This window comes from Agromyces sp. GXQ0307 (assembly GCF_044769845.1).
GTDB lineage: Bacteria > Actinomycetota > Actinomycetes > Actinomycetales > Microbacteriaceae > Agromyces.
The window spans coordinates 280,029-300,982 of the sequence record NZ_JBIZVY010000002.1; the positions used below are offsets into that span (position 1 = coordinate 280,029).

22 protein-coding genes and 1 tRNA gene are annotated in these 20,954 nt (G+C 72.2%); 12 read left to right on the top strand and 11 right to left on the bottom strand.

Annotation, left to right across the window (positions count from 1 at the left end; all coding sequences use genetic code 11):
• Nucleotides 1-145: 145 nt before the first annotated feature.
• Together ACIQH8_RS06665 and ACIQH8_RS06670 are read left to right on the top strand one after the other, a co-directional pair.
• Entirely contained in the window at nucleotides 146-1,708 is a 1,563-nt protein-coding gene (locus tag ACIQH8_RS06665) for a DEAD/DEAH box helicase (protein WP_400996288.1), read from the top strand.
• Between the two features lie 96 nt (nucleotides 1,709-1,804).
• Entirely contained in the window at nucleotides 1,805-2,308 is a 504-nt protein-coding gene (locus ACIQH8_RS06670; RefSeq protein ID WP_400996290.1) for a GNAT family N-acetyltransferase, read from the top strand.
• 35 nt (nucleotides 2,309-2,343) lie between these two features.
• Here ACIQH8_RS06670 and ACIQH8_RS06675 read toward each other — a convergent pair whose 3' ends face one another.
• Nucleotides 2,344-2,925 carry an NUDIX hydrolase family protein gene (locus tag ACIQH8_RS06675; RefSeq protein WP_400996293.1) on the bottom strand — a complete coding sequence of 194 codons (582 nt, stop codon included), beginning with the start codon at nucleotides 2,923-2,925 and terminating at the stop codon, nucleotides 2,344-2,346.
• 93 nt (nucleotides 2,926-3,018) lie between these two features.
• On the opposite strand from ACIQH8_RS06675, the gene ACIQH8_RS06680 reads away from it, so the two are divergent.
• Complete coding sequence (locus ACIQH8_RS06680; protein WP_400996295.1) at nucleotides 3,019-3,651, top strand: alpha/beta hydrolase; 633 nt, start codon at nucleotides 3,019-3,021, stop codon at nucleotides 3,649-3,651.
• Between the two features lie 18 nt (nucleotides 3,652-3,669).
• Here ACIQH8_RS06680 and ACIQH8_RS06685 read toward each other — a convergent pair whose 3' ends face one another.
• The gene (locus ACIQH8_RS06685) at nucleotides 3,670-4,071 is read right to left on the bottom strand and encodes a DUF5997 family protein (RefSeq protein ID WP_400997874.1); all 402 of its coding nucleotides are present in this window, start codon (nucleotides 4,069-4,071) and stop codon (nucleotides 3,670-3,672) included.
• Nucleotides 4,072-4,213: 142 nt separating this feature from the next.
• Here ACIQH8_RS06685 and ACIQH8_RS06690 point away from each other — a divergent pair, with 142 nt between their 5' ends.
• Together ACIQH8_RS06690 and ACIQH8_RS06695 are read left to right on the top strand one after the other, a co-directional pair.
• Nucleotides 4,214-4,936 carry a LysR family transcriptional regulator substrate-binding protein gene (locus ACIQH8_RS06690; RefSeq protein WP_400996297.1) on the top strand — a complete coding sequence of 241 codons (723 nt, stop codon included), beginning with the start codon at nucleotides 4,214-4,216 and terminating at the stop codon, nucleotides 4,934-4,936.
• Nucleotides 4,933-5,685: a glutamine amidotransferase gene (locus ACIQH8_RS06695; protein WP_400996299.1), complete on the top strand. Its 753-nt coding sequence runs from the start codon at nucleotides 4,933-4,935 to the stop codon at nucleotides 5,683-5,685. The genes ACIQH8_RS06690 and ACIQH8_RS06695 overlap by 4 nt, the downstream gene beginning before the upstream one ends.
• Before the next feature lie 75 nt (nucleotides 5,686-5,760).
• On the opposite strand, the gene ACIQH8_RS06700 is transcribed toward ACIQH8_RS06695, so the two are convergent.
• A complete protein-coding gene (locus ACIQH8_RS06700) occupies nucleotides 5,761-6,027 on the bottom strand; it encodes a GlsB/YeaQ/YmgE family stress response membrane protein (RefSeq protein ID WP_155051465.1) in 267 nt (88 codons plus the stop codon).
• A 122-nt stretch (nucleotides 6,028-6,149) separates the two neighbouring features.
• Between ACIQH8_RS06700 and ACIQH8_RS06705 the strand changes: the two genes are divergently transcribed.
• Nucleotides 6,150-7,232, top strand: coding sequence for a DNA polymerase IV (locus tag ACIQH8_RS06705; protein WP_400996301.1), 1,083 nt, complete (start codon nucleotides 6,150-6,152; stop codon nucleotides 7,230-7,232).
• Nucleotides 7,233-7,304: 72 nt separating this feature from the next.
• Here the strand turns inward: ACIQH8_RS06705 and ACIQH8_RS06710 are convergent.
• Nucleotides 7,305-7,394, bottom strand: a tRNA-Ser gene (locus tag ACIQH8_RS06710).
• Nucleotides 7,395-7,510: 116 nt separating this feature from the next.
• Between ACIQH8_RS06710 and ACIQH8_RS06715 the strand changes: the two genes are divergently transcribed.
• Entirely contained in the window at nucleotides 7,511-8,296 is a 786-nt protein-coding gene (locus ACIQH8_RS06715; RefSeq protein ID WP_400996303.1) for an SGNH/GDSL hydrolase family protein, read from the top strand.
• A gap of 9 nt (nucleotides 8,297-8,305) precedes the next feature.
• A complete protein-coding gene (gene radA, locus ACIQH8_RS06720; protein ID WP_400996305.1) occupies nucleotides 8,306-9,673 on the top strand; it encodes a DNA repair protein RadA in 1,368 nt (455 codons plus the stop codon).
• Here radA and ACIQH8_RS06725 read toward each other — a convergent pair.
• The 5 genes from ACIQH8_RS06725 to ACIQH8_RS06745 all read right to left on the bottom strand — a co-directional run bounded on the left by ACIQH8_RS06725 (nucleotide 9,670) and on the right by ACIQH8_RS06745 (nucleotide 15,376).
• On the bottom strand, nucleotides 9,670-10,077 hold the full coding sequence (locus ACIQH8_RS06725; protein WP_400996309.1) for a dehydrogenase: 408 nt from the start codon (nucleotides 10,075-10,077) through the stop codon (nucleotides 9,670-9,672). The two genes, radA and ACIQH8_RS06725, sit on opposite strands and share 4 nt — an antisense overlap.
• 203 nt (nucleotides 10,078-10,280) lie before the next feature.
• Entirely contained in the window at nucleotides 10,281-10,949 is a 669-nt protein-coding gene (locus ACIQH8_RS06730) for a hypothetical protein (protein WP_400996312.1), read from the bottom strand.
• A gap of 74 nt (nucleotides 10,950-11,023) precedes the next feature.
• Nucleotides 11,024-11,533 (bottom strand): amino-acid N-acetyltransferase, encoded by a 510-nt coding sequence (locus ACIQH8_RS06735; protein ID WP_400996314.1) that lies wholly within the window; start codon nucleotides 11,531-11,533, stop codon nucleotides 11,024-11,026.
• Between the two features lie 55 nt (nucleotides 11,534-11,588).
• A complete protein-coding gene (locus ACIQH8_RS06740) occupies nucleotides 11,589-12,737 on the bottom strand; it encodes a M20 family metallopeptidase (RefSeq protein WP_400996317.1) in 1,149 nt (382 codons plus the stop codon).
• A 116-nt stretch (nucleotides 12,738-12,853) separates the two neighbouring features.
• On the bottom strand, nucleotides 12,854-15,376 hold the full coding sequence (locus ACIQH8_RS06745) for an ATP-dependent Clp protease ATP-binding subunit (RefSeq protein ID WP_400996319.1): 2,523 nt from the start codon (nucleotides 15,374-15,376) through the stop codon (nucleotides 12,854-12,856).
• A 227-nt stretch (nucleotides 15,377-15,603) separates the two neighbouring features.
• Between ACIQH8_RS06745 and ACIQH8_RS06750 the strand changes: the two genes are divergently transcribed.
• Genes ACIQH8_RS06750 through ACIQH8_RS06760 form a run of 3 tightly spaced genes read left to right on the top strand, consistent with a single transcriptional unit; the run spans nucleotide 15,604 to nucleotide 17,085 of the window.
• Nucleotides 15,604-16,230, top strand: coding sequence for a hypothetical protein (locus ACIQH8_RS06750; RefSeq protein WP_400996321.1), 627 nt, complete (start codon nucleotides 15,604-15,606; stop codon nucleotides 16,228-16,230).
• Complete coding sequence (locus ACIQH8_RS06755) at nucleotides 16,230-16,517, top strand: helix-turn-helix domain-containing protein (protein WP_400996323.1); 288 nt, start codon at nucleotides 16,230-16,232, stop codon at nucleotides 16,515-16,517. The genes ACIQH8_RS06750 and ACIQH8_RS06755 overlap by 1 nt, the downstream gene beginning before the upstream one ends.
• A 40-nt stretch (nucleotides 16,518-16,557) precedes the next feature.
• The gene (locus ACIQH8_RS06760) at nucleotides 16,558-17,085 is read left to right on the top strand and encodes a glycine cleavage system protein R (protein WP_400996325.1); all 528 of its coding nucleotides are present in this window, start codon (nucleotides 16,558-16,560) and stop codon (nucleotides 17,083-17,085) included.
• A 48-nt stretch (nucleotides 17,086-17,133) separates the two neighbouring features.
• Here the strand turns inward: ACIQH8_RS06760 and ACIQH8_RS06765 are convergent, their stop codons facing one another.
• Nucleotides 17,134-17,646 carry a hypothetical protein gene (locus tag ACIQH8_RS06765; RefSeq protein WP_400996327.1) on the bottom strand — a complete coding sequence of 171 codons (513 nt, stop codon included), beginning with the start codon at nucleotides 17,644-17,646 and terminating at the stop codon, nucleotides 17,134-17,136.
• A 121-nt stretch (nucleotides 17,647-17,767) separates the two neighbouring features.
• Between ACIQH8_RS06765 and ACIQH8_RS06770 the strand changes: the two genes are divergently transcribed.
• Complete coding sequence (locus ACIQH8_RS06770; protein WP_400996330.1) at nucleotides 17,768-18,784, top strand: pirin family protein; 1,017 nt, start codon at nucleotides 17,768-17,770, stop codon at nucleotides 18,782-18,784.
• A 107-nt stretch (nucleotides 18,785-18,891) separates the two neighbouring features.
• Here ACIQH8_RS06770 and ACIQH8_RS06775 read toward each other — a convergent pair whose 3' ends face one another.
• A complete protein-coding gene (locus ACIQH8_RS06775) occupies nucleotides 18,892-20,946 on the bottom strand; it encodes a fructose-specific PTS transporter subunit EIIC (protein WP_400996332.1) in 2,055 nt (684 codons plus the stop codon).
• Between the last annotated feature and the right edge of the window lie 8 nt (nucleotides 20,947-20,954).

Here is a 20,954-nt window from a genome sequence, read left to right on the forward strand (position 1 = left end):
CACGCTTCCGGGCTTCGGGCCCGATGACTTCATACGGCGAACGGATTCGCCGACCGGCGTCTTCGCCATCACCCACCGCCGGGCCCATCCGCCGCTGCCGCACGTGCACCGGCGCGCCCGGCCGTGCCATCCGGAACGGACCCCCTTGACCGAGATCACCTTCGGCGCGCTCGGCGTGCCCGCACCCCTCGTCGCGGCCCTCGCCGCCGACGGCAAGACCACCCCCTTCCCGATCCAGGCCGACACGCTGCCCGACACGCTCGCCGGCCGCGATGTGCTGGGCCGCGGCAAGACCGGCTCGGGCAAGACCATCGCGTTCGCGCTGCCGATGGTCGCCCGCCTCGGCACGTCGCTCGCCGGCGGTCGTCGTCGCGCCGGCCGCCCGCTCGGCCTCGTGCTCGCCCCGACGCGCGAACTCGCGACGCAGATCACGCAGACCTTCGAGCCCCTCGCCGCGGCGTACGACCTGAAGGTCACGACGATCTTCGGCGGCATCAACCAGAAGCGCCAGGTCGACGCGCTGCGCGCGGGCGTCGACATCGTCGTGGCCACGCCCGGTCGCCTCGAGGACCTCATGAAGCAGGGCTTCGCCCACCTCGACGCCGTCGAGATCACCGTGCTCGACGAGGCCGACCACATGGCCGACCTCGGCTTCCTCCCCGTCGTCACGCGCATCCTCGACAAGACCCCCACGGGCGGGCAGCGCCTGCTGTTCTCGGCGACGCTCGACAACGGCGTGGACCGCCTCGTCAAGCGCTACCTGCAGAACGAGGTGCTGCACTCGGTCGACGAGGCGCACTCCCCCGTCGCCGCGATGACCCACCACGTGTTCCAGGTCGCCGACACCGACGCCAAGCACGAGCTCGTGAAGACCCTCGCCTCGGGCACCGGCCGCCGCATCCTCTTCATGCGCACCAAGCACCACGCCAAGAAGCTCGCGAAGAAGCTCACCGAGCAGGGCATCCCCGCGGTCGACCTGCACGGCAACCTCTCGCAGCCGCAGCGCGACCGCAACCTCGCCGCGTTCGGCGACGGGTCGGTCAAGGTCATGGTGGCCACGGATGTCGCCGCCCGCGGCGTGCACGTCGACGACATCGAGCTCGTCATCCACGTCGACCCGCCCATGGAGCACAAGGCGTACCTGCACCGGTCGGGTCGTACGGCGCGTGCCGGCAGCGAGGGCGACGTCGTGACGATCGCGCTGCCCGGCCAGATGGACGACCTCGGAAAGCTCCTCCGCAAGGCCGAGATCCGGGTCACCGCGGAGAAGGTCTCGCCGACCACCCCCAAGGTGGTCTCGCTCGTGGGCGAGGTCGCGCCGTACGTGAAGCCCGCCCCGCGCGAGGCGAAGCCCCAGCAGGGCGGCGGCCGCTCGCAGGGCGCGAACGCGCAGCGCAAGCGCGCGGCCCGCGAGGAGCGCCCCGCGGGCATCGCCCAGCCGGCCGGCCAGGGCCGGCGCAGCCGCGGCCGCGGCCGCGGCGGCCAGGCGGACGTCGCGCCCGCCGCGCCGCGCCGCGACCGTTCGGGTCGCCCCGCCGAGGCGAAGGCGCACGCGCCGAAGCAGGGCGGAGGCCAGTCGCGCGGTGCGCAGACGACGGGCGCGCAGCGCCAGTCATCCGCTCGCCCGTCGCAGAAGCAGCCGCTCCGCGTCGGCAGCCTCGTCTCGCCGAACCGCACCAGCCGGACCAACCGGCGCGCGCAGGGCTGAGCCCCGATCGCGCCGCCGACGGCCCCGCACCCGAGGAGGGTGGCGGGGCCGTCGCCGATTTCGCCCGCGACGGTGGCCCGGGTTAGCCTGTGCCGCATGAGCACCGAGGTCGCTGCCGATGTCGTCATCCGTCCCATCCGCGATTCCGACGCCGAGGCACTCGGCCGGGTCCACGCGCAGTGCTGGCACGAGGACTACGACCAGCTCGTGAGCGCCGCGACGCTCGAGAACCTCTCGCCGCGCCGCATGGCCGAGCTCTGGACGCACTGGATGAGCCAGGGCGAGGCCTTCACGCACGTCGCCGCGCTGGTCGACGGCGAGATCGTCGGGTTCGCCGGCGCCGGGCCGGCGCGCGACGAGGACGCCCCCCGCGACCGGGAACTCTTCTTCATCCACCTGCTCGACTCGCACCACGGCATGGGCATCGGGCAGAAGCTGTTCGACGCGGCCGTCGGCGACGACTCGGTCTACCTCTGGGTGCCGTCGGCGAACGAGCACGCGGTGCACTTCTACGAGCGCAACGGCTTCGCGGCCGACGGCGTCTCGCACGACGAGCCGTTCCTCGGCGAGAGCATCCACGAGGTGCGGATGGTGCGCTGACGCGCGTCGCGCGAAATCCGCGCTCGGGTCGCGGCTCAGTCGAGGGCGCCGACCGCGGCGAGCGCGCGTCGCAGCAGCACGCCGCGCCCGCCCTCCATCTCCGAGCCGAACGCGTCGCTGGCGGCCTCGGCGGGTGACACCCACGTGACCTCGAGCGCGTCCTGACGGGGCTCGCACGTGCCGGTGACGGGGACGACGTAGGCGAGCGAGACCGCGTGCTGGCGTTCGTCGGTGAACGGCGAGATGCCGGGCAGCGGGAAGTACTCGGCGACCGTCGCGGGCACCGGGCTCGCCGGCAGCAGCGGGAAAGCCATCGGGCCCAGGTCCTTCTCGAGGTGACGGAAGAGCGCGTCACGGATCGTCTCGCCGTACATGACGCGTCCGGAGACGAGCGTGCGGGTCATCTCGCCCACCGCGTTCGCGCGCAGCAGCACGCCGACCTCGGTGACCTGGCCGACGCCGTCGACGCGCACCGGCACGGCCTCGACGTAGAGCAGCGGCAGCCGGCCGCGGATCTCGGCGAGCTCGAGGTCGGAGAGCCAGCCCGGGTTGGCGGGCGGCTGCACGACGGGTTCGTCGTCGGGGTTCCAGTCCGGGTCCGGGGTGCGTACGGCCATGGGTCGATTCTGCCCCACGCGTCGTCGGAGCGCCGAGAACCCCCGGCCCGGCACGACCGCGGGCGGCCCGTCGCCCCGGGGTACGATGCCCGGATGCGGATCGACGACGAGGCGGTGATGTGGTCGGCCTCGCCCGCCGACCGGGCCGGGCGCCCCCTCCTGCTGCTGCTGCACGGCTACAACTCGCACGAGGGCGACCTCTTCGGGCTGAGCCCGTACCTCCCGCTCGAGCCGGCGATCGCCTCGCTCCGCGCGCCGATCTCGACCGGGTACGGGCACGCGTGGTTCCCGCTCATCGCGCAGGGCGAGGAGTTCGCGATGACCGGCGCCGAGGAGGCGACGACGGCCGTGATCGAGTGGCTCGACCGCGTGGCGCCCGGCGAGACGGCCATCGGCCTGCTCGGCTTCTCGCAGGGCGGCGCGATGGCGCTCGAGCTGCTGCGCCGGGCACCCGACCGGTTCGCGTTCGCGGTGAGCCTCGCAGGGTTCGCGCTGCCGGGTTCCCGCGAGGGCGACGAGCGGATGGCGGAACTCGCGCCGCCCGTCTTCTGGGGGCGTGGCACGGCCGACGAGGTGATCCCGGCGAGTTCCGTGGTGCGGACGCAGGAATGGCTGCCGGCCCACGCGTCGCTCGACCAGCGCGTCTACGAGGGGCTCGGCCACTCGGTGTCCGATCGGGAGATCGGCGACGTGCGCGCCTTCCTGGCGGCGCGCTACGCGGCCTGAGGGCGTGTCACCGCCGGCTCAGACGCCGGCACCGCCTCCGCCGCCTCCGCGACCGTCGTCGCTGCGAGCGGCACGCTCGGCGTCGCGCTCGGCGATGCGTCGCTTCTCGGCGCGGACTCCCGCCTGTCGGGCGCGCTCCTCGACCAGCCACGCGGGCGGCGCCTCGAGCAGCGCCTTGATCTCGGCGCTCGTCAGGGGATCGGTGATGCCGGCACGGGCGAGGCCCGAGTTCGAGACGCCGAGCTTGGCGGCGACGACGCTGCGCGGGTGCGGGCCGTCGCGGCGCAGCGTCGCGAGCCACTCGGGCGGCTCGGCCTGCAGCGCGGCGAGCTCGTCGCGCGTGACAGGCGAAGCACGGAACTCGTCGGGCGTCGCGTCGAGCAGGATGCCGAGCTTCTTGGCCGCCGTCTCCGGCTTCATCGACTGGGACTGGCGGGGCTTGTCGGCGTTCACCCCTCCACGGTAGTCGCGTCGGCGCCTCGGCGCGCGCATCGGGCCTCACGGTCGTGCCTCCCGGCGCTAGCCTGAGAGGGCCGCGCGCGCGGCGGAAACGAGGTCGGACGTGTCGCTGCGGCTGAGGTACGTCGCCGGGGTGAGCCCCGCGAAGTGGCTTCGCGAATGGGCCGGCCGTCGCCCCGACCTGCCGCTCGAGGCGACGAGGGTCGACCAGCCCGAGCAGCTCGGCGAGCTCCGGGCGGGCGACGCCGACCTCGCGTTCGTGCGCCTGCCGATCGACGACGAGGGACTCCACGTGATCCCGCTGTGGGAGGAGGTCGCGGTCGCGGTGCTCCCGAAGGACCACGCGTTCGCCGACGCCGAGGAGCTCGCGCTCGCGGACCTCGTCCACGAGACGCGGGCGCCCGAGCAGGACGACCCCGCGATGACCGTCGAGCTCGTCGCCGCGGGCACGGGCTGGGCGATGCTCCCGCACGGCGTGGCGCGCCTGCACCATCGCCGCGACGTCGTCGCGATCCCGGTGGCGGATGCAGCGCGGACGCGCATCGCGCTCGTGTGGCGGGTCGAACGCGACGACGACGACATCCAGGAGTTCGTCGGCGTCGTGCGCGGTCGGACGTCGCGCAGCTCCCGGGGCGGCGGCACGGCGGATGACTCGGGCGGCGACGCCCGGACCGAACGGCCTCGCGCCGCGTCGGACGGCAGCCGTGGCGAGCGCACCGCCTCGGCGAAGTCCGGGCGCGCCGCGGGTCGCGGCGCCGGCGGCGCGCGACGAGGCTCGCGCCGTGCGGGCGCGCAGGGCCGACGGAAGGGCGGCAAGCGCCGATGACGATGACGAACGAGTTCCTGTTCCTCTCCGCGCGGCCCGAGATCGAGGCGGTCGGACCCGAGTACGAGTCGGTCCGACGCGCGACGGGACTCGATGCCGGACGCCTCGACCACCTGCGCCTCGACGTCGAGCCGATCGGCGACCTCGACCCTCGCCGCTACGCCGGAATCATCGTGGGCGGCAGCCCGTACAACGTGACGACGCCCGAGTCGGGCAAGCACGCGACACAGCTCCGCGTCGAAGCCGACCTCGCCCGCCTCGCCGAGCGCGCACTCGCCGCCGACCATCCGCTGCTGTTCACCTGCTACGGCATCGGCATCCTGACCCGCGTCCTCGGCGGTGAGGTCGGCACCCTCTACGGCGAGGAGGCCGCCCCGGTCGAGATCACGCTCACCGATGCGGGCCGCGTCGATCCGCTTCTCGCCGGGCTGCCCGCGCGGTTCGATGCGCTCGTCGGCCACAAGGAGGCGACGAGCCGGCTCCCCGACGGCGTCGTGCACCTCGCCCGATCGGCGGGGTGCCCGGTGCAGGTCTACCGTGCCGGGACCCACGTGTACGCCACGCAGTTCCATCCCGAGGTCTCGGCGGCGGACTTCATCGCGAGGGCCGGGGTCTACCGGCACCACGGGTACTTCCCCGCGCACGAACTCGAGGCGCTCCGGGATCGCGTGAACTCGGTGTCGGTCACCGAACCGCAGCGGATGCTGCGCCGCTTCGTCGAGGTCGCGCACGCTCGGGCTGCGGCCTGACCCACGCGCACCGGAACGGCCGACGGCCCGGCCGACACGAGGTCGACCGGGCCACCGGGTGCAGCGTCGAGGAGATCAGGCGGTCTTCTTGCGACCGACGATGAGTCCGTAGATGAGCAGGACGATGATGGAGCCGCCGATGGCGAGCAACCACGTGGTGAGGTTCCAGAACTCACCGAGCTGCACGCCGAAGAGCACGCTGCCGAGCCACCCGCCGAGCAGGGCGCCGATGACGCCGAGCAGGAGGGTGATGAACCAGCCGCCACCCTGCTTCCCGGGCAGGATCAGCTTGGCGATGGCCCCGGCGATCAGGCCGAGGAGCAGGAATGCGAGGAAACTCATCGATTCTCCTTCCGTTTGGTGCCTACTGTCCTCCTGAATGCTTCCTGAGTGCAAGAGGTTGTGCAGGCGTGTTCGCTTCCGGTACTTGCGTGCGACGCGCACGCGGCGGGAGTCTGGCCTGCATGGGGGTTCGCGAGCACTCCTGGGTGCTGCACGTCGACCTCGACCAGTTCATCGCCGCGGTCGAGGTGCTGCGGCATCCGGAACTCGCCGGACGCCCGCTGATCGTCGGCGGACGGGGCGACCCCGCCGAGCGCGCGGTCGTCTCCACCGCCTCGTACGAGGCGCGCGAGTTCGGCGTCGGGTCGGGGATGCCGCTGCGCATCGCCGCACGGAAGGCGCCCGACGCCGTGATCCTCCCGGTCGACGCGGACGCCTACACCGCGGCATCCGCTCGGGTCATGGAGACGCTGAGGGCGCATCCGGGTGCCGTGGTGCAGGTGCTCGGCTGGGACGAGGCGTTCGTGGGCGTGACCGCCGCGTTCCCCGAGGCGACCGCGCGCGACCTGCAGCGCGAGGTGCTCGAGCGCACGGGCCTGCACTGCAGCGTCGGCATCGGCGACACGCTGCTGCGCGCGAAGGTCGCGACCGGCTTCGGCAAGCCGCAGGGGGTGTTCCGGCTCACCGCCGCGAACTGGACGGCCGTCATGGGCGACCGGCCCGTGACCGCCCTGTGGGGTGTCGGGTCGCGCGTCGGGCGCCGGCTCGGCACGCACGGCATCGCGACCGTGGCGCAGCTCGCCGACGCCGACCCCGACGTGCTGGTCGGCGAGTTCGGCCCGCGCATGGGCCCGTGGTACCGGACGGTCGGGCGCGGCGAAGGCACGAGCGTCGTCGACGACACCCCGTGGGTGGCTCGGGGCCACAGCCGCGAGACGACGTTCCAGCAGGACCTCACCGAACCCGCCGAGGTCGATACGGCGCTGCGCGAACTCGTCGCGCACGTGCTCGCGGACGTCGACGCCGAGGGGCGGCCCGTCATCGGCCTCACGCTCAAGGTGCGCTACGTGCCGTTCACGACCAAGACGTTCAGCCGCCGCGTGCGTCCGCCGACGACCGATCCCGACGAGGTGCTCGCGCACGTGCTCGATCTCGCCGCGAAGCGCGACACCGGCCGCGCCATCCGCCTGCTCGGCCTCCGCGCCGAGATGCCGATGCCGGGGGCGGCACGCGAGGGGCACACGCCCACGCGCGGCGGGTGGTGACGCCGCCCGCAGGCGCCGGAGCGCCTCCGACACGACGAACGCCCCGCATCACTCGGATGCGGGGCGTTCGGTTGGCGGTACCGGTGGGATTTGAACCCACGGTGCGCTTTCACGCACACAACTTTTCGAGAGTTGCACCTTCGGCCGCTCGGACACGGTACCGAGAACGATGATAGCGGCCCGCGCGCGAGGTGCCAAAACGAGCGGATGCCGCGGCGGCGCGCATCGGCGACGTCGCCGTTCAGCGCCCGTTCAGACACCGGCCATAGCGTCGCGCCATGGTCGAGGAACGTCCGCCCGCGGCATCCGTCATCGCCGCGCTGGTGCCGATCGCACTGCTCGCGGGCCTCGTGCTCGCGCTCCGCGCGGCCTGGCGGCGCTTCCGCGCACGGATCACCGAGAACAGCCTGATCCTCAACGAGACCCTGCCCGTGCACTCGAAGTGGTGGCGCGACCACGCGAAGGTGCGCGGCGAGATCCTGTACGTGGCCCTCGGCGACAGCGCCGCCCAGGGTATCGGCGCGAGCCGGCCCGACCACAGCTACGTGGGCCTGCTCGCGCGACTCATGCGCGACACGACCGGGCGGACCGTCCGCGTGGTGAACCTCAGCGTCTCGGGTGCGACGACGACGCTCGCGGTACAGGACCAGCTGCCGAAGCTCGCGAAGTACCGACCCGACGTCATGACGGTCTCGATCGGCGCGAACGACATTGCGAAGTGGGATCCCGAGGCGTTCGAGCGGAACCTCCGGACGATCTTCGCCGCCGTGCCGTCGCACGCCATCGTCGCAGACCTTCCGTTCTTCTACTTCCCCCACAACGAGCGGAGGGTCGCCGTGGCGAACCTCATCCTCCGCCGGGTGGCCGCCGAATTCGGGCTCGAGGTCGTGCGGCTGCACCGCGAGACCCGCGTGCGCGGATGGCGGCGCATCTTCACGCACTTCGCGAACGACTGGTTCCACCCGAACGACCACGGCTACCAGGTGTGGGCCGACGCGTTCCGGCCCTCCGTCCTGGCGTCGCTCGAGGCGCGCTTCCCCGCCGATGTCGGGGGCCTCGCCTAGTCTCGGGGCATGGCGAGATCCACGACCGCGTTCCGGTGCACCGAATGCGGGTGGAGCACCGTCAAGTGGGTCGGCCGTTGCGCCGAGTGCCAGCAGTGGGGCACCGTGGTCGAGGCCGGGGTCGAGACCGGTATCGTCCGCGGCCTCCAGCCGGTCGCGCCGAACGCCGGGCGTGCCGCGCGGCCGATCTCGGCGATCGTCGAGAGCGACGATGCGGCGCATCGCCCGAGCGGGGTCGGCGAGTTCGACCGGGTCCTCGGCGGCGGCATCGTCGCGGGTGCCGCGATCCTGCTCTCGGGTGAGCCGGGGGTCGGCAAGTCGACGCTGCTGCTCGAGGTCGCCGCCCGGGTCGCCGCCGCGGGGCGACGGGTGCTCTACGTGAGCGCCGAGGAGTCGACCGCGCAGGTCCGTCTGCGCGCCGGTCGCACCGGTGCGCTCCACGACGAGCTCTACCTCGCGTCCGAGACCGACCTCGCCACGATCCTCGGCCAGGTCGACCAGGTCTCCCCCGAGCTGCTCATCGTCGACTCGGTGCAGACCGTGTCGAGCGCGCTGTCCGACGGGTTGCCGGGCCAGCCGAGCCAGGTCCGCGAGGTCGCGTCGACGCTCATCCGCGTCGCGAAGGAACGACAGCTGCCGGTGCTCCTCGTCGGTCACGTCACGAAGGACGGCACGATCGCCGGCCCCCGGCTGCTCGAGCACCTCGTCGACGTCGTCTGCCAGTTCGAGGGCGACCGACAGACCGCACTCCGATTCGTGCGCGCGCTGAAGAACCGGTTCGGGCCGACCGACGAGGTCGGCTGCTTCGAGATGACGGGCGACGGCATCGCCGAGGTGCCAGATCCCTCCGGGCTCTTCCTCAGCCGCTCGCGGAACGCCGTGAGCGGCACGTGCGTGACCGTCGCCCTCGAGGGGCGCCGGGCGCTGCCGGTCGAGGTGCAGGCGCTCGTGGTGGGCACGAAGGCCCCGCAGCCGCGCCGTGTGGTGAACGGCGTCGACCCATCCCGGGTCGCCATGATCATCGCCGTGCTCGAGCGTCGCGCCGGCCTCCGCCAGCTCGGCGAACACGATGTCTACGTCTCGACGGTCGGCGGTGTGCGACTCGTCGAACCCGCGGCCGACCTCGCGATCGCCGTCGCGATCGCCAGTGCGATGCGCGATCGGGCGGTCCCGCACGACCTCGCCGCCGTCGGCGAGATCAGCCTCGCCGGCGAGGTGCGGCCGGTCGCCTCGGCGCGCCAGCGCGCCGCCGAAGCGACGCGACTGGGCTACCGCGCCCTGCTCGACGACGAACTCGGCAGCGTGCGCGCGGCCGTCGAGCGCGCGATGATGGCCGCCGGTGGCGCTCGCGAACGCGAACTCGACGCGGCGTTCTAGATCTCGAGCGCCCGCAACAGCTCGGTCGGCGAGGCCTGCATCGGATGAGGGCCGGCGATGTCGAGGAAGACCGTGGTGATCGTCGTCTCGTAGCGCGTGAGGAAGGTCTTGAGCCAGGCCGGGCTCTGCAGCCCCACCGCCGGCGGCAGGTTCGCCGGCTTGTGCTTCGCGTCGCTGAACAGCAGCAGCGCGACCTCGCCCGTCTTCGGATCGCGGTAGGTCCACACCTCGCCGCCGTCGAGCGGCTTGTCGCGCGGCCCGGGCTTGATGAGCGGGACGACCGTGTTGCCGTTGCGGAGGGCCAACGCGACCGCCGCCATGTCCTGTCGCTCGAGGGCCTCGGCGAGTGCCTGCGAGCGGAACTCGACGGGCTGCGTGGGCTTCGAACGCTTCGGACCGGCCATCGCTCCAGCCTATCGACGCCGACCGGTGCCGATGGGTTCGGGGCCGGATCCACGGCGAGGGCCCGCGGCGCGAGGTAACACCGCGGACCCCGTGGACCGCAGGATGGTTGGTCCGACTCCGATCCTGCTGAGCGTTCCTCGCGGGATCAACGACGCGCCGTCATACGCGGACACATGCGCCGGCACGACGCGTGCTCACTCGGTCAGTAGAGCAGGAACTGCTTCGAGGTCGACGACTCGAAGCCGTCCACGCTGACGCTCAGGTGATACGAGGCGCCACCCGCGGGAACGCCCGCGCGTTCGCCGCCGCACGTGTCGGCGCTCGAGCGGGTGCGGTCCCACGTGATCGGTTCACTCGATGAGACCGGCGCACCCGGCTCGATGGAGGCCTCCGCGTCGACGGGGTCGACCTGGCAGTGGGTCGAGGTCCAGTACGTGTCGGCCCCGCTCGTGATCGTGAACACCTGCGCCGTCGTGCCGACGTTCATGACGCACGAGTTCGATCCGGTGTTGGTGATCGTGACCGACAGCTTCGGCTGCTCGCCCGCGGCGTACACCGCCGCGTCGGTGACGGCCTCGACGGTGATCTGCTCGGGCGTGCACGGGTCCCCGTCGGCCGCGGGTTCCGCGGCCGGCTCGCTCGCGGGCGGCGACGCGGCATCCGTCGCGTTCGTCCCCACGGTGGCCGGCGCCGATGGCGTCGGGCTCGCGGGCGTCGGCACGCCGACGTCGTCACCCTGGCTGGCGCCCGGTCGGACGAAGACGAGCACGACCGCGACGATCACCGCGACGAGCCCGAGCAGCACCACGAGCCGACGACGCCGGTACACCGAAGCGGGTAGGCGCCCTGGCGCGGGACGATCGGTGGACATGCGCTCAGGCTACGGCGATGCGGGGAACCGGGGCGGTCGGCGCCCCGGCGCGCCCCGACTCGGATGAGGAACGCTCAGAGGACTTTCAGCATCCGGGTGTTGCCGAGCGTGTTCTGCTTGACGCGCGCGAGGTCGAGGAACTCGGCGACCCCCTCGTCGTGCGAGCGCACGAGCTCGGCGTAGAGCTCGGGATCCACGGTCTCGACGCCCATGTCCTCGAAGCCGTGGCGCCCGAAGAACGCGACTTCGAAGGTCAGGCAGAACAGCCGGCTGAGCCCGAGTTCGCGCGCGTCGGCCTCCAGCGCGGTGAGGAGCGCGTGCCCGACGCCATGGCCGAGCCACTCGTCGCCCACGGCGAGCGTTCGGACCTCGCCGAGGTCCTCCCACATGACGTGCAGCGCGCCGCAACCGACGACCGTGCCGTCGGCGGTCTCCGCGACGCGGAACTCCTGCACCGCCCCGTAGAGGTCGACGCGCTCCTTGCCGAGCAGGATGCGTCGTGCCACGAGCGGCTCGACCAGGTCCACGATCTTCGGCACGTCGGTCGTGCGCGCCCGGCGCACGGTGATGGGAGGCTGGGTCACCCGCTCATCGTATTGCGCCCGCCGGGCACCGGCCGACGGACCGGTCCGACCGCGTTCACCGGGCTCGATCGACGCCGAGCAGGTCGCGGATCAACCCGGCGAGCAGTGCGGTGCGGTTCGGGATGTCGTCGACCATCGCGTGCTCGTGGTCGGCGTGCGCGCCACCGCCCACCGCGCCGAGCCCGTCGAGCGTCGGCACGCCGATGCCGGCGGTGAAGTTCCCGTCGGATGCGCCGCCGACGACAATCGCGTCGGGCAGGTCGAGCCCGAGCTCGCTCGCCACGGCGCGAGCGCGCCGCCACACCCCCTCGGTCGCGGCGACCTCGAGCGGCGGACGGTTGATGCCGCCGTGCACCGCTATGCGCGCACCCGTGGCCGAGGCGAGCGTACGGAACGCCGCATCGACGCGCTCCTGCTCGGCCGACGTGAGCGCACGGACGTCGACCTCGAACGACGAATGGGCGGGCACGGTGTTCACGGTCGTGCCGCTCTGCGCGACGGTCGGCGTGACCGTCGTGCCGAGGGAGGCATCCGCGAACCCGACCACGGCGGCGACCTGGTGGGCCAGCTCGACCGTCGCGTTCAGGCCCTTCTCCGGCTCGAGCCCGGCGTGCGCCGCGCGGCCGGTGATCGCGACCGTGTAGTTCGACGTGCCCTTGCGCCCGATCTTGATCGCGCCGCCGTCGCCGCTCGCCTCGAGCACGAGCGCGGCGACGCATCCCTCGGCCTCCTGCTCGATCAGCTCGCGGGAGCTGGGCGACCCGAGTTCCTCGTCTCCCGTCACGAGCAGGGTGACCGCGGCGTCGGGCAGGTGCCCGACCTGCGCCATGACGTGCACGGCCATGACCAGGCCGGTCAGCATGTCGAAGCATCCCGGCCCCCGGATCACGCCGTCCTGGATCGAGAACGGATGCGTCTCGAGCGAGCCGATCGGCCACACCGTGTCGTGGTGCGCGAGCAGGAGCACGCGCGGGACATCGGGCTCTGGCGACCCGAGGTGCCAGCGCAGGTGGGTGCAGCCGTCGACGACGATCCGCTCGGGGGCGAACCCGAGCCGGCGTTCGCCGACCTCGCCGACCGCATCCGCCGACCGGGCGACGGCCGCATGGTCGGCCGACGGCGACTCGACGCGCACCAGGTGCTCGATGTCGTGCAGCATCGCGGGCAGGCTCGCGTCGGCCCAGTCCAGCAGCGGATGACTCATCGCGGTTCGCCTCGCAGTCCACGTCCGGGGAACTCCCCTTCGACGATATCCCCGTCGAGCACGGGAACGACGACGGGGCGGATGCCGCAGCATCCGCCCCGTCGTGGAGAACCGGGTTACTGGCCGGCGGCCAGGTCGGGCGTCGCCGGCCCGGTGCCGATCGCCGCGCCCGTGTTCACGCCGACGCCGACGGGCAGCGCCCGCTGGGTCGTGGTGAACACGAACTCGCCGTCGCGGAAGTCGACGTGCACGTGGTCGCCCGAGTTGAGCTCGCCGTGCAGGATCTTCTCGGACAGGCGGTCCTCGACCTCGTGCTGCACCGCGCGACGGAGCGGGCGGGCGCCGAGGGCCGGGTCGAACCCGACCTCGATGAGCCGTTCCTTGGCCGCGGTGGTGAGCTCCACTGTCATGTCGCGGTCGAGCATCCGCTCGCCGAGGCGCTTGATGAACAGGTCGACGATCTGGAGGAGCTCCTCCTTCGACAGCTGCGGGAAGACGATGATCTCGTCCACGCGGTTCAGGAACTCGGGCTTGAAGTGCTTCTTCAGCTCCTCGTTCACCTTGGCGCGCATGAGGTCGTAGCCCGTGCGGGTGTCGCCCTCGACCTGGAAGCCGACGGGGCCTCCCGAGATGTCCTTCGTGCCGAGGTTCGTCGTCATGATGATGACGGTGTTCTTGAAGTCCACGACCCGACCCTGGCCGTCGGTCAGGCGACCCTCCTCCAGGATCTGGAGGAGCGAGTTGAAGATGTCGGGGTGGGCCTTCTCGATCTCGTCGAACAGCACGACCGAGAACGGCTTGCGGCGCACCTTCTCGGTGAGCTGGCCGCCCTCCTCGAAGCCGACGAAGCCGGGAGGGGCGCCGAAGAGTCGCGAGACCGTGTGCTTCTCGCCGTACTCCGACATGTCGAGCGAGATCATCGCCGACTCGTCGTCGAAGAGGAACTCGGCGAGGGCCTTGGCGAGCTCGGTCTTGCCGACGCCCGTGGGACCGGCGAAGATGAACGACCCCGAGGGGCGCTTCGGGTCCTTCAGGCCCGCACGCGTGCGGCGGATCGTCTTCGACAGGGCGGAGATCGCCTCCTCCTGGCCGATGACGCGCTCGTGCAGCGCCTTCTCCATGAAGACCAGTCGCGAGCTCTCCTCCTCGGTGAGCTTGAACACCGGGATGCCGGTGGCCTGCGCGAGCACCTCGGCGATCAGGCCCTCGTCGACGACCGCGGTCGTCTTGACCTCGCCCGACTTCCACTGCTTCTCGAGGCGGAGCCGCTCGCCGAGCAGGTTCTTCTCCTCGTCGCGCAGCGATGCGGCCTTCTCGAAGTCCTGCTCCTCGATCGCGGTCTCCTTCGCGGAGCGCACGACGGCGATCTTCTCGTCGAACTCGCGCAGCTCGGGCGGCGACGAGAGGATCGACAGTCGCAGGCGGGCGCCGGCCTCGTCGATCAGGTCGATGGCCTTGTCGGGCAGGAACCGGTCGCTGATGTAGCGGTCGGCGAGGTTCGCGGCGGCGACGATCGCGCCATCCGTGATGGAGACCTTGTGGTGCGCCTCGTAACGGTCGCGGAGGCCCTTCAGGATGTTGATCGCGTGGGGCAGCGACGGCTCGGCGACCTGGATCGGCTGGAAGCGGCGCTCGAGCGCGGCGTCCTTCTCGAAGTGCTTGCGGTACTCGTCGAGCGTGGTCGCACCGATGGTCTGCAGCTCGCCGCGGGCGAGCAGCGGCTTCAGGATCGACGCGGCGTCGATCGCGCCCTCGGCGGCGCCCGCACCCACGAGGGTATGGATCTCGTCGATGAAGACGATGATGTCGCCGCGCGTGCGGATCTCCTTGGTGACCTTCTTGAGGCGCTCCTCGAAGTCGCCGCGGTAGCGCGAGCCGGCGATGAGCGAGCCGAGGTCGAGCGAGTAGAGCTGCTTGTCCTTGAGGGTCTCGGGCACCTCGCCCTTGACGATCGCCTGCGCGAGGCCCTCGACGACGGCGGTCTTGCCGACGCCGGGCTCGCCGATCAGCACCGGGTTGTTCTTGGAGCGGCGCGAGAGGATCTGCATGACCCGCTCGATCTCCTTCTCGCGGCCGATGACCGGGTCGAGCTTCGACTCGCGCGCGGCCTGCGTGAGGTTGCGGCCGAACTGGTCGAGGATCTGCGAGCCGCCCTGCGGCTGCTGCTGCTCGTTCGCGCCGACCTGCACCTGCTCCTTGCCCTGGTAGCCGGAGAGGAGCTGGATGACCTGCTGGCGCACGCGGTTGAGGTCGGCGCCGAGCTTCACGAGCACCTGGGCGGCGACGCCCTCGCCCTCGCGGATGAGGCCGAGAAGGATGTGCTCGGTGCCGATGTAGTTGTGGCCGAGCTGCAGCGCCTCGCGGAGGCTCAGCTCGAGCACCTTCTTGGCGCGCGGGGTGAACGGGATGTGCCCCGTCGGCTGCTGCTGGCCCTGCCCGATGATGTCCTGCACCTGCTCGCGGACGGCATCGAGGGAGATCCCCAGCGACTCGAGCGCCTTCGCGGCCACGCCCTCACCCTCGTGGATGAGGCCGAGCAGGATGTGCTCGGTGCCGATGTAGTTGTGATTCAGCATCTTGGCCTCTTCCTGGGCCAGGACGACGACACGACGGGCTCGGTCCGTGAATCTCTCGAACATCTCAACTCCTCGCCGACGCCGGGTAGGGGCGTCGTTACGTTCAACGGTAACGACCGCGGCTGCATGGTGGGCCGCTGTTCGCCACGGGCGCACGCTCCGTGACGTGGTTCGTCGCGAGGAGCCGATCGGATGCCGCGTGGCTGGTCGGCGAGTGTTGACAGCGCCGCATCGCATCCGTACCGTATCGAATATCGTTGTTATCGATTCTCGATATGAAAGGCCTCCCCGTGGACCCGAACCTCCGCACCGCCCCCAGCATCCCCTCCCGCGCCGACACGATCGGCATCTGGGCCTTCATGGTCGCCGGCGTCGGCATCGTCGCCTGGGCGGTCGTCGGGGCGGTCCTCCGCATCATCGACGCGCTCAGCTCCCGCGACGTCCGGGTGCTCGGCGAGTTCGCGGGCACGCCCGCAGAGGCGCCGATCGGGCCGGGCGGCATCCCCGTCACCGTCGAGCTCGACCGCGCGTTCCTCTTCACCGACGAGCTGCCCGGCGCATCGCTCGTCGCCCTCGTGCTCGCCGAGGTGACGTTCGCCCTCACCGTGACGGCGGTCGTCGCCTGCCTGGTCCTGCTCAGCGGATCGACCCTCCGGGGGCGGGTGTTCAGCCGGCGCAACACCCGGCTCGTGGGCACCGCCGGCACCGTCGGGCTGCTCGGAGCGGCCGCGGTGCCGTTCTTCCGGAACATGGCCGCCAACGGCGCCTTCGCGCGCATCTCCGAGCGCGAGTTCGACAACGTGATCATGAGCGTCGACCTGATGCCGTACGTCCTCGGCGCGTTCATCGTCGCGATCATCGCGACGGCCTTCGCCGTCGGCGAGCGCCTGCAGCGCGACACCGAGGGGCTCGTCTGATGGCGCCCGCCGAGGTCGACGAGGCCCACGACGTCCACTGCCGGCTCGACGAGCTGCTCGCCGAACGCGGGCTGACGCTCACCCGGCTCGCCGACCTCGTCGGCGTGAGCGTCGTGAACCTCAGCGTGCTGAAGAACGACCGGGCACGCGCCATCCGCTTCTCGACGCTGCAGGCGATCTGCCGGGCACTCGATTGCGAGATCGGCGACCTGCTCGTGCTGCGGCGAGCGGATGCCGCGGCGCCCGCCCCCGACGCATCCGGGCCGACGCGGGCGGGCGGCCGCTGACGCCCTCGACGCGCGTCGCGGCGCGTGGTTTGATGCACGCATGCCCAGACTCGTGCTGACCGTCATCGGAGACGACCGCGCCGGACTCGTCGAGGCGCTCGCCGACGCCATCGGCGAGCACGGCGGCAACTGGGAGCAGAGTCAGATGGCCGAGCTGGCGGGCCAGTTCGCCGGCATCGTCGTGGTCGACGTCCCCGCTGAGCAGGGGGCCGCCTTGCGCGCGGCGCTCGAGGGCCTCGACGGGCTCATGGAGGTCTCGGCGCACCCCGGCGCCGACGCGCGCGCGGCAACCGAGGCGTCCGCGTCGTGGACGCCGTTCCGCATCGACCTCATCGGCAACGACCACCCGGGCATCGTGCGCGACATCTCCGCGGTGCTCGCCCGGCACGGACTCAGCATCGAGACGATCACGACCGGCCAGCGCGATGCGCCGATGGCCGGCGGGCGGCTCTTCGAGGCGCACCTCGTCGTGCGGGTGCCTCCGGGCGGCGACCCCGCCGACGTGCGCGACGACCTCGAGCGCGTCGCGAGCGAGCTGTTCGTCGACCTCACGCTCGGGCACGGCTGACGCGTCGGCGCCCGGGGCACCTGACGTCGCCGGCGCGACGGACGACGGCTACTTGACCGGCACCGTCACGACCTGGTCGCCGATCGTGACCTCGAGCGGCTCGGTCGTCGTCGTGAACACCGGCGTCCAGAACACCGTCGTGTGCGGGACGAAGTCCGCCGTGCACGGCCCCGTCTCGGGCTCGGGCAGCACGGCCTCGACGGCGTTGCCCTCGCCGGCCTCGGCGAGCACCGTGATCTCGGTCGGCACGACCGGGCAGGTCGACGAGCCCCAGATCGTGATCGCCAGCTTGCCGCCGTCGTCGAGGTACTGCACGTACGGTTCGTCGCCGGTGGGCTCGGGCTCCTCGACCACATCCTCCTCATCGGTCTCCTCCTCGGTCCCGCCGCCGAGGTCCGTCTCCTCGCCCCCTGCCTCCTCGGTCGCCTCCTCCTCGGCGACGGGCAGTCCGGGGAAGTCCTCGACGGCCCCCGAACCCGGATTGCAGCCGGTGAGCAGCAGCGTCGAGGCGATCGCGAGGCCGGCCAGCAGGAGACGACGGGGTCCGGTGAGCGAGGTCATGGCGACATGGTGCCACGACGTCGGCCACCGCAGCCGGGACCTCCGGCCCTACCGACGCCGCGGAAGACGTGCTGCGGGTCGGCCCGGCCAAGCGCTCGTCGCCCGCGCGTAGGATGCGGGAATGAGCAACCTCGAGCGCGATCCCGTCGAACTGCTCTGCCCGCCCGACGAGATGACGGGCCCCGGCGTCGACGTCCACGAGTACCGCGAGGTCCCGCTCGGCGGCCCGCGGGCGATGCCCGTCCGCCGCACCCTCCCCCAGCGCGGGCGCACGACGATCGGCGCCTGGTGCTTCGCCGATCACTACGGTCCCGACGAGGTCGCCGAGACCGGCGGCATGATCGTGCCGCCGCATCCGCACACCGGGCTCCAGACCGTGAGCTGGCTCTTCGAGGGCGAGATCGAGCACCGGGATTCCACGGGCAGTCACGAGCTGGTGCGGCCCGGCGGTGTCAACCTGATGACGGCCGGCCGCGGTATCTCGCATTCCGAGGTCTCGACCCCGGGCACGACGCGCCTGCACGGCGTGCAGCTCTGGGTCGCGTTGCCCGACGAGTCGAGGTCGGTCGCGCCGTTCTTCGAACATGCCGACACGACGCCGTTCCGGCTCGGCGATGCGACCGTGCGCGTGTTCGTCGGCGAGCTCACGGGCGACGGTGAGCCGACGGATGCCGCCGCCGCATCGGTCACGGTCTTCTCACCGCTCCTCGGCGCGCAGGTCGACCTCCCGGCCGGAGGCACGGTCGAGCTGGAGCTCGATCCGTCCTTCGAGCACGGCATCCTGGTCGACGCCGGGCCGGCGTTCCTCGAGGTGCCGGGCGCCGAGGCGCCGGTCGAGGTGCCGTGGGCGCACCTCGCGCACCTCGAGCGCGGGCACGAGCGCGTCCGCCTCCGCGCCGACGCCGACCCGGTCAGGGTGGTGCTCCTCGGCGGCGTGCCCTTCGGCGAGGAGCTGGTCATGTGGTGGAACTTCATCGGCCGCTCGCACGACGAGATCGTCGAGTTCCGCCGCCGCTGGCAGTCCGACGTCATCGCCCGCAACGACGCCGACGGCCCGTTCGGCACCGTCGCCGGCTACGACGGCGACCCGCTGCCCGCGCCCGAGCTCCCGACCGTCCGGCTCAAGCCGAGGCGCTGAGCCGCGGCATCCGCTCGCCATCGCTCACCCCGAGCCCGCGGCCATCGCCCTGCGCACGGCCGAAGGCCGGCACCAAGAGGTGGTGCCGGCCTTCGGTGTCGCGCCGATCAGGCTGCGACGATCGAGGGCTCGCCCTCCGCGACCTCCTCGCGGATCGTGCGGCGGTGCGCCCAGCGCTTCAGCGCGATGACCACGAGCGCGCCGACGACCGAGCCGGCGATGATCGCCAGGACGAACCAGAGCAGGTTGCCGATGGCGAAGAACACGAAGATGCCGCCGTGCGGTGCCTGCGACGTGACGCCCATGCCCATGCAGATCGCACCGGCGACGGCACCGCCGAGGATCATGGCTGGGATGACGCGGAACAGGTCGGCCGCGGCGAACGGGATGGCGCCCTCCGAGATGAACGCGGCGCCGAGCAGCCAGGCCGCCTTGCCGTTCTCGCGCTCGACGGGCGTGAACAGCCTGCGGTCGAGCACCGTGGCGAGCGCCATGGCCAGCGGCGGCACCATGCCCGCGGCCATGACCGCGGCCATGACCATGAGCGGGGCCTGGTTCTCGACCGTGGCGGCGCCGAGACCGGCGACGGCGAACGAGTACGCGACCTTGTTGACGGGCCCGCCGAGGTCGAAGCCCATCATCGCGCCGAGGATCAGGCCGAGCACGACCGCCGCGGCGCCGGAGAGGCCGGCGAGCCAGTCGTTGAGCGCGGTCGAGAGGGCCGCGATGGGGCCGCCGAGGACGACGATCATGAGACCGGATGCCACGATCGAGGCCACGAGCGGGATGATCACCACGGGCATCAGGCCCCTGAGCCAGCGCGGCACGTCGAGGCGGGCGAACACCAACGCGATCCAGCCGGCGAGGATGCCGCCGACGAGACCGCCGATGAAGCCCGCGCCCATGAGGCCGGCGACCGAGCCGGCGACGAAGCCGGGCGCGATGCCGGGGCGGTCGGCGATCGCGAAGGCGATGTAGCCCGCGAGCGCCGGTACCAGGAAGCCCATCGAGATGGCGCCGATCGAGAAGAAGACCGCACCGAGGTAGACGAGCAGTCCGCCCTCGGGGAGGTCGAACAGGTTGTTCGTCGTGATGATCTCGGTGGCGTTCGCGGTGATGTCGTACCCGCCGAAGAGGAACCCGAGGGCGATGAGCAGGCCGCCGCCGGCCACGAAGGGGATCATGTAGCTGACGCCGGTGAGGAGCACGCGCTTGACCTTCTGGCCGAAGTGCTCGTTCGCGGCCGCCGTCGCGGCGGTCTCGGCCCCGGCCTCGCCCTGCACGCGCGGGGCGGACGGGTCGTCGATCGCGGCCACGGCCTCGTCGATCATGTCTCCGGGGTGGTCGATGCCGCGCTTGACGGGCCCCTGCACGACGGGCTTGCCGGCGAACCGGCTCTTGTCGCGGACGTCGACGTCGACGGCGAAGACCACCGCGTCGGCTCGCGCGATGACGTCGGGCGCCAGCGGCGTGGAGCCGGAGGATCCCTGCGTCTCGACATGCAGTTCGACGCCGGCCTTCTTCGCGGCCGCGGCGAGCGCGTCGGCCGCCATGTAGGTGTGCGCGATGCCGGTCGGGCAGGCCGTGACCGCGATGAGCACCGGGGCGCCCGCGTGACGGTGCGCGGATGCCGCAGGCTCGTCAGTCGCGGTCGCGCCCGCGCCCGCAGCCGTCGCGCCTGCTGCCGCGGCGGCCGGGACCGTCTCGGGCTCGGGGGCGAGCGCCTCCTCGACGAGCGCGACGAACGTCGCGGCGTCGGGCGCGGACCGGAGCGACGCGACGAAGTCCTCGCGGATCAGCGACCGCGCGAGCGTCGAGAGGACCGCGAGATGGTCCTGGGTCGAGGCGGTCGGGACCGCGATGAGGAACACCAGGTCGGCCGGCCCGTCGAACGAGCCGAAGTCGACCCCCTCGGGCAGCCGGGCAGCGGCGAGCGTCGGCTCGGTCACGGCGTCGGACTTGGCGTGCGGAATGGCGATGCCGCCCGGGACGCCCGTGGAGTCCTTCTCTTCACGGGCCCACGCGTCGGCGAAGAGCGCGTCGGCGGCGGTGGCACGGCCCGCGGCGACGACGGCGTCGGCGAGGGAGCGGATGACGGCGGCCTTGTCGGCGCCGATGGGCTCGTCGAGGCTGACGAGCCGCTGGTCGATGACGGTGGACATCGATTCCT

What these genes read in the sequence shown, in the direction of transcription:
- ACIQH8_RS06670 (WP_400996290.1), top strand. Translation starts at nt 1,805, where the DNA reads ATGAGCACCGAGGTCGCTGCCGATGTCGTCATCCGTCCCATCCGCGAT.
- ACIQH8_RS06675 (WP_400996293.1), bottom strand. Translation starts at nt 2,925, where the DNA reads ATGGCCGTACGCACCCCGGACCCGGACTGGAACCCCGACGACGAACCC.
- ACIQH8_RS06680 (WP_400996295.1), top strand. Translation starts at nt 3,019, where the DNA reads ATGCGGATCGACGACGAGGCGGTGATGTGGTCGGCCTCGCCCGCCGAC.
- ACIQH8_RS06685 (WP_400997874.1), bottom strand. Translation starts at nt 4,071, where the DNA reads ATGAAGCCGGAGACGGCGGCCAAGAAGCTCGGCATCCTGCTCGACGCG.
- ACIQH8_RS06695 (WP_400996299.1), top strand. Translation starts at nt 4,933, where the DNA reads ATGACGATGACGAACGAGTTCCTGTTCCTCTCCGCGCGGCCCGAGATC.
- ACIQH8_RS06700 (WP_155051465.1), bottom strand. Translation starts at nt 6,027, where the DNA reads ATGAGTTTCCTCGCATTCCTGCTCCTCGGCCTGATCGCCGGGGCCATC.
- ACIQH8_RS06705 (WP_400996301.1), top strand. Translation starts at nt 6,150, where the DNA reads ATGGGGGTTCGCGAGCACTCCTGGGTGCTGCACGTCGACCTCGACCAG.
- ACIQH8_RS06715 (WP_400996303.1), top strand. Translation starts at nt 7,511, where the DNA reads ATGGTCGAGGAACGTCCGCCCGCGGCATCCGTCATCGCCGCGCTGGTG.
- radA (WP_400996305.1), top strand. Translation starts at nt 8,306, where the DNA reads ATGGCGAGATCCACGACCGCGTTCCGGTGCACCGAATGCGGGTGGAGC.
- ACIQH8_RS06725 (WP_400996309.1), bottom strand. Translation starts at nt 10,077, where the DNA reads ATGGCCGGTCCGAAGCGTTCGAAGCCCACGCAGCCCGTCGAGTTCCGC.
- ACIQH8_RS06730 (WP_400996312.1), bottom strand. Translation starts at nt 10,949, where the DNA reads ATGTCCACCGATCGTCCCGCGCCAGGGCGCCTACCCGCTTCGGTGTAC.
- ACIQH8_RS06740 (WP_400996317.1), bottom strand. Translation starts at nt 12,737, where the DNA reads ATGAGTCATCCGCTGCTGGACTGGGCCGACGCGAGCCTGCCCGCGATG.
- ACIQH8_RS06745 (WP_400996319.1), bottom strand. Translation starts at nt 15,376, where the DNA reads ATGTTCGAGAGATTCACGGACCGAGCCCGTCGTGTCGTCGTCCTGGCC.
- ACIQH8_RS06755 (WP_400996323.1), top strand. Translation starts at nt 16,230, where the DNA reads ATGGCGCCCGCCGAGGTCGACGAGGCCCACGACGTCCACTGCCGGCTC.
- ACIQH8_RS06760 (WP_400996325.1), top strand. Translation starts at nt 16,558, where the DNA reads ATGCCCAGACTCGTGCTGACCGTCATCGGAGACGACCGCGCCGGACTC.
- ACIQH8_RS06765 (WP_400996327.1), bottom strand. Translation starts at nt 17,646, where the DNA reads ATGACCTCGCTCACCGGACCCCGTCGTCTCCTGCTGGCCGGCCTCGCG.
- ACIQH8_RS06770 (WP_400996330.1), top strand. Translation starts at nt 17,768, where the DNA reads ATGAGCAACCTCGAGCGCGATCCCGTCGAACTGCTCTGCCCGCCCGAC.
- ACIQH8_RS06775 (WP_400996332.1), bottom strand. Translation starts at nt 20,946, where the DNA reads ATGTCCACCGTCATCGACCAGCGGCTCGTCAGCCTCGACGAGCCCATC.